General features: G+C 53.0%; 13 protein-coding genes. 8 read left to right on the forward strand and 5 right to left on the reverse strand.

Annotation, left to right across the window (positions count from 1 at the left end; translation table 11 throughout):
- Positions 1-140: 140 nt before the first annotated feature.
- Together AC1W8Y_RS01930 and AC1W8Y_RS01935 are read right to left on the reverse strand one after the other, a co-directional pair.
- The gene (locus tag AC1W8Y_RS01930) at positions 141-1,361 is read right to left on the reverse strand and encodes a CaiB/BaiF CoA transferase family protein (RefSeq protein WP_482012773.1); all 1,221 of its coding nucleotides are present in this window, start codon (positions 1,359-1,361) and stop codon (positions 141-143) included.
- Positions 1,358-2,530, reverse strand: coding sequence for an acyl-CoA dehydrogenase family protein (locus AC1W8Y_RS01935; protein ID WP_482012774.1), 1,173 nt, complete (start codon positions 2,528-2,530; stop codon positions 1,358-1,360). The genes AC1W8Y_RS01930 and AC1W8Y_RS01935 overlap by 4 nt, the downstream gene beginning before the upstream one ends.
- Positions 2,531-2,658: 128 nt before the next feature.
- On the opposite strand from AC1W8Y_RS01935, the gene AC1W8Y_RS01940 reads away from it, so the two are divergent.
- A complete protein-coding gene (locus tag AC1W8Y_RS01940; protein ID WP_482012775.1) occupies positions 2,659-3,936 on the forward strand; it encodes a serine hydrolase domain-containing protein in 1,278 nt (425 codons plus the stop codon).
- A 69-nt stretch (positions 3,937-4,005) separates the two neighbouring features.
- Positions 4,006-5,175: a serine hydrolase domain-containing protein gene (locus tag AC1W8Y_RS01945; protein WP_482012776.1), complete on the forward strand. Its 1,170-nt coding sequence runs from the start codon at positions 4,006-4,008 to the stop codon at positions 5,173-5,175.
- A 24-nt stretch (positions 5,176-5,199) separates the two neighbouring features.
- On the opposite strand, the gene AC1W8Y_RS01950 is transcribed toward AC1W8Y_RS01945, so the two are convergent.
- Positions 5,200-5,796 carry a glutathione S-transferase N-terminal domain-containing protein gene (locus AC1W8Y_RS01950; protein WP_482012777.1) on the reverse strand — a complete coding sequence of 199 codons (597 nt, stop codon included), beginning with the start codon at positions 5,794-5,796 and terminating at the stop codon, positions 5,200-5,202.
- A 63-nt stretch (positions 5,797-5,859) separates the two neighbouring features.
- On the reverse strand, positions 5,860-7,284 hold the full coding sequence (locus AC1W8Y_RS01955; protein WP_482012778.1) for a TAXI family TRAP transporter solute-binding subunit: 1,425 nt from the start codon (positions 7,282-7,284) through the stop codon (positions 5,860-5,862).
- A 185-nt stretch (positions 7,285-7,469) separates the two neighbouring features.
- Here AC1W8Y_RS01955 and AC1W8Y_RS01960 point away from each other — a divergent pair, with 185 nt between their 5' ends.
- Entirely contained in the window at positions 7,470-7,667 is a 198-nt protein-coding gene (locus tag AC1W8Y_RS01960; RefSeq protein WP_482012779.1) for a hypothetical protein, read from the forward strand.
- A 50-nt stretch (positions 7,668-7,717) separates the two neighbouring features.
- Here AC1W8Y_RS01960 and AC1W8Y_RS01965 read toward each other — a convergent pair whose 3' ends face one another.
- Positions 7,718-8,644 (reverse strand): polyprenyl synthetase family protein, encoded by a 927-nt coding sequence (locus AC1W8Y_RS01965; protein ID WP_482012896.1) that lies wholly within the window; start codon positions 8,642-8,644, stop codon positions 7,718-7,720.
- A 159-nt stretch (positions 8,645-8,803) separates the two neighbouring features.
- Here AC1W8Y_RS01965 and rplU point away from each other — a divergent pair, with 159 nt between their 5' ends.
- The 5 genes from rplU (at position 8,804) to thiC (ending at position 13,842) form a co-directional block, all read left to right on the forward strand.
- Entirely contained in the window at positions 8,804-9,115 is a 312-nt protein-coding gene (rplU, locus tag AC1W8Y_RS01970; RefSeq protein WP_106227624.1) for a 50S ribosomal protein L21, read from the forward strand.
- Positions 9,116-9,156: 41 nt separating this feature from the next.
- Entirely contained in the window at positions 9,157-9,417 is a 261-nt protein-coding gene (rpmA, locus tag AC1W8Y_RS01975) for a 50S ribosomal protein L27 (RefSeq protein ID WP_482012780.1), read from the forward strand.
- A 69-nt stretch (positions 9,418-9,486) separates the two neighbouring features.
- Complete coding sequence (gene obgE / locus AC1W8Y_RS01980) at positions 9,487-10,602, forward strand: GTPase ObgE (protein WP_482012781.1); 1,116 nt, start codon at positions 9,487-9,489, stop codon at positions 10,600-10,602.
- Positions 10,603-10,611: 9 nt separating this feature from the next.
- Positions 10,612-11,748 (forward strand): glutamate 5-kinase, encoded by a 1,137-nt coding sequence (proB, locus tag AC1W8Y_RS01985; protein ID WP_482012782.1) that lies wholly within the window; start codon positions 10,612-10,614, stop codon positions 11,746-11,748.
- Between the two features lie 180 nt (positions 11,749-11,928).
- Positions 11,929-13,842: a phosphomethylpyrimidine synthase ThiC gene (gene thiC, locus AC1W8Y_RS01990; RefSeq protein ID WP_482012783.1), complete on the forward strand. Its 1,914-nt coding sequence runs from the start codon at positions 11,929-11,931 to the stop codon at positions 13,840-13,842.
- Positions 13,843-13,846: the final 4 nt, after the last annotated feature.

A 13,846-nucleotide genomic window follows, 5' to 3' on the forward strand; every position in this document is an offset into this window, starting at 1 on the left:
CGAGGGATCATCAAAGCCCTCAAATGAGAATGAGAATTATATTCATTTGAGTTACTAACAATGCCATTTGCCCGGTAAATTATGGTTACGAATTGCAAGCAGATGTGTCTGCCATCACGACGAGCATCACCGTGTTGTTTTTATAAAATCCCTTCTGTCGTCAACGCACTCAATTCTTGGTCGGTATAACCAAACCATTTTGCGTAGATTTCAGCGTTATGTTGCCCCAAGGACGGGCTCGCGATGGTGTCGATCCGATCTGCGCCATGCAGCATCAACGAGGTGTGCGGCAGCACCACTCGGCCAAGCTCTGGGTCGTCAAACCACTCAAGCGTCCCGCGCGCGTGCATGTGCGGATCATTCATCACCTCAATCAAATCCCGAACAGGTGCCGCAGGAAACCCATACTTTTTACTCAGTTCAAAAATCGTTTGTCGTGTCAGTGTCTTTGTCCACGCTTGAATCACGCTGTCGGTGTACTCAATATTTTCAACACGGGCCTGGTTGGTGGATAGACGTACATCACCCTGCAAATCAAGACGATTCATCGCGGCGAGAATATTTCTCCAGTGAGGCTCAGTGACGCAGACAAACGCGATGTGCCCGTCCGCAGCTTCGTAGACGTTATATGGGGCAAGCGCCAAGCCCCCGTGCCGGTTCCCGACTCTTGGCGGAACCGCACCGTTTGCACGGTAGGCGAGCCCCAAGTTTGAAGCAAGCGTCGGATAGGCGGTCTCTTGCATCGATACTTCAACGAGTCGACCCACCCCAGTGCGGGTTCTTTCAAAAAGCGCAGTCATCAATCCAGCGTAGAGATGAACCCCACTCAGAAAATCGACCACTGAAGCCCCAGACCGCATGGGTGGGCCGTCTGCGACACCTGTCACACTCATTAACCCAGCAGCGGCTTGAATCGTGACATCCATGGCAAGGTTGTCGCGATCAGGTCCTGATAGCCCAAATCCAGTCCCACTGCCGTAGATAAGTTTGGGATTAATTTCATGCAACACCGACCAACCGACGCCCAGTCTATCCATGACACCTGGTGCGAAATTTTCGACAACAACGTCTGCCTTTTTGACCATCTCTTTAAAGATGGCGACGCCACGCGGCGACTTCAAATTCAGCGTAATCCCCTTTTTGTTGGTGTTGAGCATAGCCATCGGAAAAGACGCCCCACCTCCAACTTTTGCTCTCGTGCGCGTAGGTTCGCCGTGCACCGGCTCTATTTTGACGACCTCAGCACCCGCTTTGGCCATCAGGAAGGTGCAATATGGCCCCTGATAAATCTGCGTCAAATCTAAGACCGTCACCCCAGCCAGTGGTGTATTTGCCAATGCCGCCTGAGTCGCCCCGCTCATTTGGTGTCCTTGAGAATCTTCTTGGCGATCGACATGAGATGAACCTCGGTTGGCCCCTCATAAACCCGCATCACGCGGACCCGTTGCGCCATTAAGTGCAGCGGCAACTCTTTCGTGACACCCATCGCACCAAACGTCTGCATCGCATGATCGATGACCTCGCTTGCCATTTCGGTTGCGTAAACTTTGATCATCGATGCCTCAAACCGCACATCTTGACCCTCATCTTGTTTGCGCGCGGCGTCTAGCACCATCAGCCGGCAGGCGTGAATTTTCGTGGCTGCATCAGCAATCCACCACTGGATAGCCTGTCGGTTGGCGAGTGGTTCACCAAAGGTGACCCGCTGCTTCGCATGTGAGCACATCATCTCGAGCGCACGACTGGCCATCCCGATACACCACGCCCCCATTTGCAAGCGTCGAACAATCAGTCGAAGTTGCATGGGCCCGAAGCCGCTACCCAAAGACCCGAGTAAATTACCGACGGGAACGCGGCAATTCTCAAACGCAATCTCATAGGTGCGATGACCAGAGAGCATCGGGATTTCGCGCAGAATCTCATACCCTGGCGTCCCTTTATCAACCAAAAAGGCGGTGACGCCGTCTTGGCGCTTGCCTTCGCCTGTGCGAGCCATCACGATAGCAAAGTCCGCATAAGAAGCACGGCTCACCCAAATTTTGCGTCCATTGATGACCCAGTGATCGCCGTCAAGCTCCGCGCGAGTCAACATCCCCGAGGGGTCCCCTCCCGCACCGGGTTCAGAAATTGCAATGGCCCCAGTGATCTTGCCTTCTGCATAGGGCAGTAGATACTTTTCACGCTGTTGCTCGTTGGCGACTGCCAGCAGCATATGAAGATTCGGCGAATCCGGTGGGAACACGAACGGTACAACCGTGCGTCCGAGCGCTTCATTGATTGCCACCAAGGTCGTGGCATCCAGGTTGGCGCCCCCGAGCGCTTCTGGCGCATCCAAGGCCCAAAGGCCGAGAGATTTGCATTTTGTTAGCAGCGCCGCCTCTTCGTCGGGCAGCAACTTACAGGCTTCACCTTTGATTTCTCTTGCCAAAATCGCCGGTTCAAGCGGCATCAACTCTTGCTCAACAAATTTGACCACCAAGTCGGTGATCATCCGACGCTCTTCACTTTGCTCGCTGGGTAAACCGCTCATCCTGACTCCTCTTGACACGACTGTTTTGTTATTCTCGTTGCATATTACCGTTTGTTTTGAATGTAATTAAGGGCGCGGGGACTGCAAAGGCATTTTTCAGTTACCCCCGGTTAAAACAAGGACAACGCATGGCTCTCAGCAGACGTCAACTTCTGAAAACGGTCGCGACCATTGCCGCGAGTGCGTGTTCGGGTGCGTCGAACAGTGCCGTCAAGACAATGACAACTCAAACATCCATTCGTCTGCGCCAGACCGAAGATCGTCTCCTCAGCGCCGCGATCGCCAGTAAGGATATCCCGGGCGCAATTGCGCTGGTGACCACGGCTGACGACGTGCTGTACGAAGGTGCGTTTGGTGAGCGTGCGTTCGGTAGGGGCCAACCCATGTCGATGGACACCGTCCTCTGGATCGCTTCGATGACCAAGCCGGTCGTCGCCGTGGCGGCGATGCAACTGGTTGAGCGTGGTGAACTCCGTCTCGACGAACCGGCCTCTCAATGGCTTCCTTATCTGGGCAAAGCGCAGGTCTTGCGAGGGTTCGATGAGCACGGTCAACCAGTGCTGCGAGATCCTAAAAGTGCAATCACCCTGCGCCAGTTGCTCACCCACACGGCAGGCTTTACGTACGACTTATGGGATGCCAACCTCGCGAAATACCATCAAGTCACCGGAAAACCACACTCAGCATCGGGTAAAAGACAAGGCCTTGAACTACCACTTGCGTTTGATCCAGGCACCCAGTGGGCTTATGGCATCAACTTCGACTGGGTAGGCCTGATGATTGAAGCAGTCAGCGGGATGACGCTTGGCCAATACTTAAAAATGCATGTCACTGACCCGCTGGGCATGAACAGCACCGGTTTCAAGCTGACCCCCGACATGCGTTTACGCCTGGCTCCCATCCACAAACGGGATGCTAAAAGCCAATTCAACGTGACCGCCATCGAAGCAGGTGCACACGCTGAGTTTGAGTCTGGCGGCGCGGGCTTGTATTCAACGGCGCTCGACTATGCGAAGTTTATGCGAATGATATTGAATCAAGGCAGCGGTAACGGAAACCAGCTACTGCGACCAGAGACCGTCGCCTTGATCACGCAACGCGCCACAGGGTCCTTGACCATCAACCGGTTGCGAACGCAAAGTCAGGCCTGGTCAACCGACGTCGAGTTTTTTGTTGGCACCCCGAAGAGTTGGGGATTAGGTTTCATGAGAAATGAGGGGCGAGCGCCCACCGGCCGCTCTGCGGGCAGCTTATCCTGGGCAGGGATAGGCAACACTTTTTTCTGGATTGATCCCGAACAAGGTGTCGCTGGACTGATCCTGATGCAGTTGTTACCCTTTATGGATAAAAGAGCCGTACACCTTTTTACAAATTTTGAACGAACAGCCTACGATACGCTAACGTGACAGCAGGTTTTCGGCCGAGGTGATCAAAGCATCTCCCTACGAGGACGAAGCTCAAAGGACGACAAGGCAATGAAGCAAATTATCGATGCACTACTAAAACACGCCGTGGATGCGGGCGACGTACCTGGGGTGATCGCCGCGCTGACCAGTGCCGACAAGACAATCTATGAGGGGGCTTTCGGTGAGCGCGCACTTGCACACGGTACCCCGGTCAACATGGATACCGTCGTTTGGCTCGCGTCCATGACCAAGCCCATGGTTGGCGCCGCCGTGATGCAGTTGGTTGATCAGGGAAAATTGAGCCTGAGCTTGAATGAGCCGGCGGCAAAATGGCTTCCTCAACTTGGCAAGGTTCAGGTGTTAACCGGATGGGATGCCGCTGGTCAACCCACGCTTCGAGACCCGAAAAGCCCAATTACCGTGCGTCATTTACTGACCCACACCTGTGGGTTTGCAAACGACATCTGGTGCCCCGATCTGGCGAGATACCATCAAGTCACCGGCAAGCCGCGTGCGGGTTCTGGCAAAAAAATCGGGCTCGATGTCCCGCTCATGTTTGACCCTGGCACTCAATGGGAGTACGGCATTGGGATTGACTGGGCAGGTCAGCTGATTGAAGCGATCTCTGGCATGAGTCTTGGTGCCTTTATTAAGCAACACATCACAGAACCACTGGGCATGACCAGCACAGGTTTCAAACTGAGCCCAGAGATGCGTCAACGCATGGCGAAAGTTCATCAGCGAGATGCCGCGGGCAAACTCACCGCGACCCAATTTGAAACCAATCAGAATCCTGAGTTTGAACCTGGGGGCGGTGGCCTGTACTCAACCGCGAACGACTATCTCAAATTCACGCGGATGATCTTAAATCGAGGTTCTGGCAATGGGCATCAGATTCTCAAGCCCGGCACCGTCTCGTTGATGTCGCAAAATGCCATGGGGACATTGCGAGTGAAGATGCTTCACACCAATGATGTCAATCGGTCGCTAGACGCCGAGTTCTTCCCGGGTCTACATAAGACATGGGGCTTAAGCTTCATGATCAATGAAGAGACAGCAGCCACCGGGCGCTCAAAAGGCAGTCTTGCTTGGGCGGGACTGCCCAACACTTTTTTCTGGATCGACCCCAGCCGCAATGTCGCTGGGGTGATCCTGATGCAGATATTGCCCTTCGCCGATACCAAGGCGATGCAACTGTTCACCAACTTTGAGAAAGCAGCATACGATGCTTTACCCTAGCCCTTGACAACAGCAACGCTGTTCTTAGGCTGCCGGCATCGTTTGCGCCATGGCTGGCAATTTCACGACAGCTTCATACCAAGCCGTTAACTTGGGATGACCAAGCCGCCATGGCTCATTAGCAAATCTGAAATCCAGATAACCTAACGCGCACGCCACTGTCACTTCACCAATCGTGGTCAGTTGCCCGAAGCTGTCGACCTCTTGTTCGAGATCAGCGAGCGCGCGACTGACTTTGCCCTGCTGGGTCGCGATGTATGTGACACGACCTTCATCTTGTGGCAGCGCGATTTCGCGGCGGCGTGGCTGACTTGCATCCAGTATGCCATCACCGAGTGCCTGCAAGCGCAGGGCCTTCCATCGTGCTGGCCCAACCGGCGGAAACAGAGGAGGTGCGGTGCCAATGCTGTCAAGGTATTCACAAATGACGGGACTATCGAAAAGCGCGAGACCATCAGCTGTCAGCAGCGTCGGGATCTTGGCAAGCGGATTGGACTGAGCCAGTACTGGGTCTGTCGTGGCAATGACCCATTTCTCGACCTGAGCGTCAATGCCTCTGAGAATTGAACATACCGTTGCTTTACGTACGTAAGGGCTGGCGCCCGAAAACGTTAATTTCATTGATATCCCCATCTGTTGATGATTATGGTGCTTGGATTCTACCCAATGAACATCGAAAAATGACTACTCTTGCCCGATCAGTTCAATAGATTCAGCAACATCCTCGGGCCGATACCCATAACCATCCCGCGTCAAGACCGCTCTGACATGATCAATACTGGCTCTCAACGAGTAATACTCTGAAATCAGACTGCCCGGAACGGATAAATGCAGCGCACGATATTCAAGCTGATTGATCATTCGTAAGTAAGCATCTTGTTTGGCGGGATCATAGTCAACGCGCAGATCTTCCTCGAACGCGTGCAGATCCGCGTAAAGCGTGCTGAGCCTTTTACGCACTCGTTTTAAGCGAAAGCCGGGAAGCGCCAGCATGAATGGGTAGGCGACGGCACAAATGGGCAAGACAAGCACCGCAATTCTGTTGATGAGCTCTGCCAACCAGAACGGGAAATAATCCATCAACCACGGGGTACCGTTTTTTTCGAAACGGTTAGCGACCACGCTCTCTGTAAAATCCGAACTTTTGTACGAAGGAAACTCACCCCGCTGGGTAAAGAAAGTGCTCGATCCATTAATGGCAGTTGCTGCTTGTAAAAATAAAAACTGAATCGCTGGGTGCAAATTTTTATCGACCAGAATATGGGTCGTCGTTGCCAAAATTTGCATATCAGCCGCTGGTAAATCGCGCTTTAGACTAAAGCCGCCATGAGGAATTCGAATCGTTTTCAAATAAGGCAGAAAATGGGCGAAGGCGTCTGCGGTTTGAAAATCAGCCACCTCAATGGCTGGATCTTTCAGTAAATCTTGCACACTTTGCGAGTCGTAGGACTCAACAAGAAACAACCCATCAATCTCACCTTTCTGTAACGCCTTGACACCCGCTTCATAGGGCAGGTACTTGAAGTGCGGCCCAGGTGCGACTTCAAGGACAGACATGATCTTCAGCGACTGCGCGTGGCTGGCACTGCCAGGTACACCCAGAGAAATTCTCGCTTGATCAATTCTGCGCACCGATTCGGGCTTGCCGTTGAAATCATTCGCTTGTAGTGCGGGTCGGCGGTAAAAAAACCAGATCGGTTCGTACGCAATACTGCCCAGTGATTCAATTTTTACCTTGGGGTCAATTGAATCAATACCAGCCTGAACAAAAGCCGCTTGCACCCCCTCTTTGCGTGTCGCCAAATAATCTAGGTTGTCTTGAGCACCGCGAGTGGCAATCAGCGACAGCGTAATCCCTCTTTTAGCGAAATAAGTGACGTATTTTTTAGCCAAGACGTCATAGGAACTGCCGGGGATACCCGCTGCCATATAAATATGGCGAGGCGGTGGTGGGTCAACATAGAACCAGGTACCAAGCAGCGCAACCGCCACAAGCGTCAGGAGAGGCCAAGCATCTCTGATGAAACTCCACCATTCCGCTAAGGTATCGTGGGTCGCTTCGTACAACGCTGAATAAGTTTCGCGAATTTCGTTTTTTAAGGTTTGCATAGGGATTAGGCGCACTCACGCCGAGAAAAACAGAGTCAGTCAACAGACGAAGTCGTTGTACACAAAACCAGTGGTCATTGTAGGGTTTTTATTTTGTTGAAACCCCAATTCTTACAGTAAACTGAAACCGTGGAAGATATGCTTCACATGATTTACAGCAACCTGCGACAAGGCAAGGCAAACACATGAAGTTCGAAATCACAGCGGCTCAAGTCGATATCATCCGCGATGTACAAAGCAAAATCTCAAACAGTTATGAGCCGTCGCTGTTGAGCCTTTCGCTAAAACTAGCCGGCGTGGTGAAGGCACTAGATTCACAAATTCTCTCTGCAGAAGAAAGCCATGCTGCCATCATGGCAGCGATACGGCAAAAATCGACTTAACTACAACGATCAGTGCCTGTTTTCTGCCAGCCAAACATCGGCGATCAAGTCTAACGGTCTCGTTTCACTGCAAAAGCGCACAGGCCAAGCAACGCCTCTTTGTACTCAGATGCTGGGAACACCTCAAGTGCTTTTCGTGCGAGATCAGCCTCACGCTCTGCGGTGTGCATGGCATAACTTAACGCGTCATTATCGGTGATCGCCAAGGCAACCGCTTCAAAGTCGGCTTCACCATACTCGATCGCGCGACGGACTAAGTCACGTTGAGCGGCCGATCCTACTTCTAGCACCCGGATGAGGGGCAAGGTCGGTTTGCCTTCTTTCAAGTCATCGCCCACATTTTTTCCCAGAGTGGTCGTATCACCGCTGTAATCCAGCACATCATCGACAAGCTGAAACGCGGTCCCGATGTGACGACCGAAGGCCGCCGCGGCGTCGATTTGCTCGGGCGAGCTATCGCTCACCACGGCACCGGCCTGCGCTGCCGCCTCGAACAACTTGGCGGTTTTAAAGCGAACCACCTGCAGGTACCTTGACTCAGAGACGTCTGGATCGTGAATGTTGAGCAATTGCAACACTTCGCCCTCGGCGATCACCGTCGTCGCGCCAGACATAATCTGCATGATCCTCATCCGGTCTACATCGACCATCATCTCAAACGCCCGCGAGTAGAGGTAATCGCCGACCAGCACGCTGGCGGCATTGCCAAAAACGGCATTGGCGGTGCTGCGCCCACGACGAAGATCAGATTCATCAACCACATCATCGTGCAACAGCGTCGCAGTGTGTATGAATTCAACCACCGCCGCTAGTAAATGATGCTGCTGCCCTTGGTACCCGAGCGCTTTGGCGATCATCAACAAAATAGCTGGTCGCATGCGTTTGCCGCCTGCGCCGATGATGTAATCGGCAATCGTTCGGATTAAAACGACCTCAGAATTCAGGCGAGCTCGGATAACGGTATCAACAGCGAACATGTCCTGCGTGACAGGATGGAGTAAATCAGTAAGGTTTTGCACGCGACTTTCTTTTGACTTTCAATTAGTTACACGCTATTATCTATGGCTCAGCTGCGTATCCGCATTGCGAAATTGTGGCTGAACACATTTAATTGCAACAAAACACGAGGTTAACCCATGTACGCGGTCATAAAAACTGGTGGCAAGCAGTATCGCATTGCTACTGGCGAAAAATTGAAAATAGAACAGATACCGGCAGACATTGGGCAAGAAATCACGCTAGACCAGGTGCTTTCTGTAGGCGAAGGTGACCAACTTAAAGTTGGCACGCCGCTTGTAGCAGGCGCAGTGGTTAAAGCAACGGTTCTTGCACAAGGACGCCATGATAAGGTCACGATCTTCAAAATGCGTCGTCGTAAGCATTATCAGAAGCATCAAGGCCACCGTCAAAACTACACCGAGATCTTAATTGGTGATATCGCGGCTTAAGGCCTCGGTCATCAGATCCCGGCTCGCAACAGGAATAAATCATGGCACAGAAAAAAGGCGGCGGCTCGACGCGTAACGGTCGTGACTCAGAATCGAAACGCTTAGGTGTAAAAGCCTACGGTGGCGAACTGATCTCGGCTGGCTCAATCATTATTCGCCAGCGTGGCACTAAGTTTCATCCCGGCACGAACGTTGGTATTGGCAAAGACCATACTTTGTTTGCGCTGGTCGAGGGCAAAGTGCAATTCGCTGTTAAAGGCAAACTCAACAAATCGACGGTTTCTATCGTCGCAGCTGAGTAAGTTATCAAGTAGTACTAAAGGCCCTGTCGCAAGCGGCAGGGCTTTTTTATTTTCGAGTGCTGATAAATTATGAAATTCGTTGACGAAGCTACCATTGAAGTCATCGCCGGTAAGGGTGGTAACGGCGCGCACAGCTTTCGTCGCGAAAAATTCATCCCCAAAGGTGGCCCTGACGGGGGTGACGGTGGGCGCGGTGGCAGTGTGTTCGCGGTGGCCGATCGTAATATCAACACGCTGATTGATTATCGCTATGCGCGCAAGCACATCGCCCGAAATGGCGAACACGGCCGGGGTTCTGATCAATACGGCGCTGGCGCAGAAGACATTGTCTTGCGCTTGCCCGTCGGCACCATCATTTACGACGCGGACACGGGCGAAGAACTTTTCGACATGAATCGCCATGGCCAAGAAGTGGTCTTGGCCGCTGGTGGTGAAGGGGGCTTGGGCAACCTGCACTTCAAATCAAGCGTTAATCGTGCGCCCAAGCAATGGACGCCGGGCAAAGAAGGCGAACAACGTCGCCTTCGCTTTGAACTGAAAGTGTTGGCTGACGTGGGCTTGCTTGGGATGCCGAACGCAGGCAAATCAACGTTGATTAGCCGCATCTCTAACGCACGTCCCAAAATCGCAGACTACCCATTTACGACCCTGCACCCTAACCTAGGTGTCGTTCGAACGTCAGAGTCGCGCAGCTTTGTGGTTGCGGATATTCCTGGATTAATTGAAGGCGCCTCAGAAGGGGCGGGGCTCGGCCATCTCTTTTTACGCCATTTAGCGCGCACGCGGATTCTTTTGCATCTGGTGGATGTCTCATCGCTTGATCCAGACGAAGACAGTGTGGCGCGGGCCGTTGGTGAGGCACGAGCCATCATTGAAGAACTGCGCAAGTACGACGAAACGCTTTACGAAAAACCACGCTGGCTGGTACTGAACAAACTAGATGTCGTCCCAGACGCCGACGCCGTCAAGGCTCGGTTTTGCGAAGAATTCGGTTGGGATGGCAAGGTCTACGCGATTTCTGCGCTCTCTGGCGAGGGCACTCAGCAACTGATCTGGGATCTTCAAGACGCCATTGATGCTTATCGACAAGTCGACAATATCGCCGAAGATAAGGCAGCGGGGACCTTTGTTGCAGAAGACCCTCGGTTTGATGACGCCCGGGGCGATAACCTTCCTCCTCGTTAAACAACAGATATGGCGAAGCACGCATCTCTCACTTCAGTGGTTGCAACGGCCAAACGCGTGGTTGCAAAGGTTGGTTCTTCGTTAGTCACTAATGACGGCCGCGGACTTGACCGCGACGCTGTGGCTCAATGGGCTGCTCAAATTGCCGCTCTGCATGCGCAAGGCAAGCAGGTAGTTCTCGTGTCCAGTGGTGCGATCGCAGAAGGGATGGCTAGGCTTGGGTGGCCAAAACGTCCCACCTCGATGAACGAGCTGCAAGCGGCCGCTGCAGTTGGTCAGATGGGACTGGCGCAAGCCTATGAAGTTGCGTTTGGTCTTCACCAGATTAAAGCGGCGCAAATCCTGCTGACCCACGAAGATTTGTCTGATCGACAGCGTTACCTCAATGCGCGATCCACGATCTTTGCACTCCTTCGTTTAGGCGTGGTGCCCATTGTCAATGAAAACGACACCGTATCCACGGAAGAAATTGCCGTGGGTGACAACGACACCCTTGGTGCACTGGTGACAAATTTGATTGAAGCAGATGCGTTGATCATTTTGACGGATCAGAGAGGCCTTTACGAATCCGATCCTCGCAAAGACCCTGAGGCTAAATTTGTCGCGCACGCGCAGGCGGGTGATGCCAAGCTGGAAGCGATGGCAGGGGGCGCGGGATCTGGCATCGGCAAGGGCGGCATGCTCACAAAAATCCTCGCAGCCAAACGCGCTGCCGGCAGTGGTGCTCACACCATCATTGCCTCAGGGCGTGAACCGAATGTCATGGTGAGATTAGCCGCAGGCGAATGCATTGGGACCGAACTCAAGGCTAGCGTTCAGGTGTTGTCAGCGCGCAAACAGTGGATGGCGGATCACTTAAGGTTACGCGGTCGGCTGGTGCTGGACGATGGGGCCGTTAAAGCCCTTCGCAAAGAGGGTAAAAGCTTGCTCCCGATTGGGGTCAGAAGCGTGCAAGGGCGTTTTGAGCCCGGCGATGTGGTCGCCTGCCTGGATAAAGACGGTCATGAGTGTGCACGCGGCTTGATCAACTACTCATCCGCCGATGCCCGCAGGATCATGGGTAAGCCATCCGGGGACATCATGGCAATTCTCGGTACGATGAGTGAGCCAGAGCTCATGCATCGGGATAATCTCATCCTTGTCTGACCGATCGAACCTCAGCGGCAGATAAGCTATCATTAGGTAGTTTTGCGGGGGTACTTGGCGATGGCGTCAGGTTGAGAAATACCCTTCGTACCAGTACGGATAATGCCGATGCTGGGAGCGCTTTCCGGTGTTGCCGGAATCCATCCCGATTCGGCTCCAATCATTGGAGCTCATCAGAAAATGAATGCAAACCCAAAATTTTTAGCGGCTACCGCTGAAGTCGACGCAGCTGCGGTTGCACCTTTGCCCATGTCGCGCAAAGTCTACGAGATCGGCTCACGGCCAGACATCAGAGTCCCGTTTCGGGAAATTAGTCAGGGTGATACGCCAACATCGTTTGGCGGGGAAAAAAACCCGCCACTAACCGTCTATGACTGCAGCGGCCCCTATACAGATCCCGATGCCACTATCGATATTCGTCACGGTCTGCCTGAACTGCGCCGAGCTTGGATCGAAGAGCGTCACGACACCGAATTGCTGGCCGGCCCCAGTAGTGAATACGGTCAAGAGCGACTCAATGATCCGAAACTCACCGCCATGCGCTTCAATCTGCGCCGCCACCCCCGCCGTGCAAAAGCGGGAGCCAATGTGTCGCAAATGCACTATGCCCGAAAAGGCATCATCACCCCTGAGATGGAGTTTGTTGCCATCCGCGAAAATCTTCGGATAGAGCAGTACATCGACAATCTGCGAGCCAGCGGCCCAGACGGTGAAAAGCTCGTGCGCCGCATGTTGCGCCAACATCCTGGTCAATCATTCGGGGCCTCAATCCCTAACAAAATCACCCCTGAATTCGTACGTGACGAGATCGCGCGTGGCCGAGCGATTATCCCTGCCAATATCAATCATCCAGAACTCGAGCCTATGGCCATTGGCCGTAACTTTTTAGTCAAAATCAACGCCAATATCGGCAACTCAGCGGTTAGCTCTGGCATTGGTGAAGAGGTCGAAAAAATGACGTGGGCTATCCGCTGGGGTGGTGACACGATCATGGATTTATCGACTGGCAAAGACATCCACGAAACGCGCGAATGGATCGTGCGAAATTCGCCAGTCCCCATTGGTACTGTTCCAATTTATCAAGCGCTCGAGAAAGTGAACGGCAAAGCCGAAGATCTGACCTGGGAAATCTTCCGTGACACGCTGATTGAGCAGGCCGAGCAAGGCGTCGATTACTTCACCATTCACGCAGGTGTGCGCCTACCCTTCATCCCCATGACGGCAGACCGAATGACCGGGATCGTGTCTCGTGGCGGCTCGATCATGGCCAAATGGTGTCTGGCTCATCACAAAGAAAGTTTCTTGTACGAACGCTTCGAAGAAATCTGCGACATCATGAAAGCGTATGACGTGAGCTTTTCGTTGGGCGACGGCCTGCGCCCCGGCTCAGGGTACGACGCCAATGACGAAGCGCAATTGGCTGAACTCAAGACCTTGGGTGAACTCACCCAAGTAGCCTGGAAGCACGACGTGCAAGTGATGATCGAGGGCCCTGGTCATGTGCCTATGCATATGATTAAAGAGAACATGGACTTGCAACTTGAGCAGTGCGGCGAAGCGCCCTTCTATACCTTGGGGCCTTTGACTACTGACATTGCCCCAGGCTATGACCACATCACCTCAGGCATTGGGGCAGCGCTCATTGGGTGGTACGGCACTGCTATGCTGTGCTACGTGACCCCTAAAGAGCATCTGGGTCTGCCTAACAAAAAGGACGTTAAGGACGGGATCATTACCTACAAGATTGCGGCTCACGCGGCAGACTTGGCCAAGGGTCACCCGGGGTCAGCGATTCGTGACAACGCGTTATCGAAGGCTCGTTTCGAATTCAGGTGGGATGATCAATTCAATCTCGGTCTTGATCCAGATACTGCCAAAGACTTTCACGATGAGACCTTGCCCAAGGATTCAATGAAAGTTGCCCACTTCTGCTCTATGTGTGGCCCGCACTTCTGTAGTATGAAAATCACCCAGGATGTTCGTGACTATGCGGCAAAACAGGGCCTTGAAAATGACAAGGCACTGAAAGCGGGCATGCAAGAAAAAGCCATTGAATTTGTGAAAAAAGGCGCTGAAATTTATCACAAGGCTTAACGCA

The organism is Jezberella sp. (genome assembly GCF_964834465.1).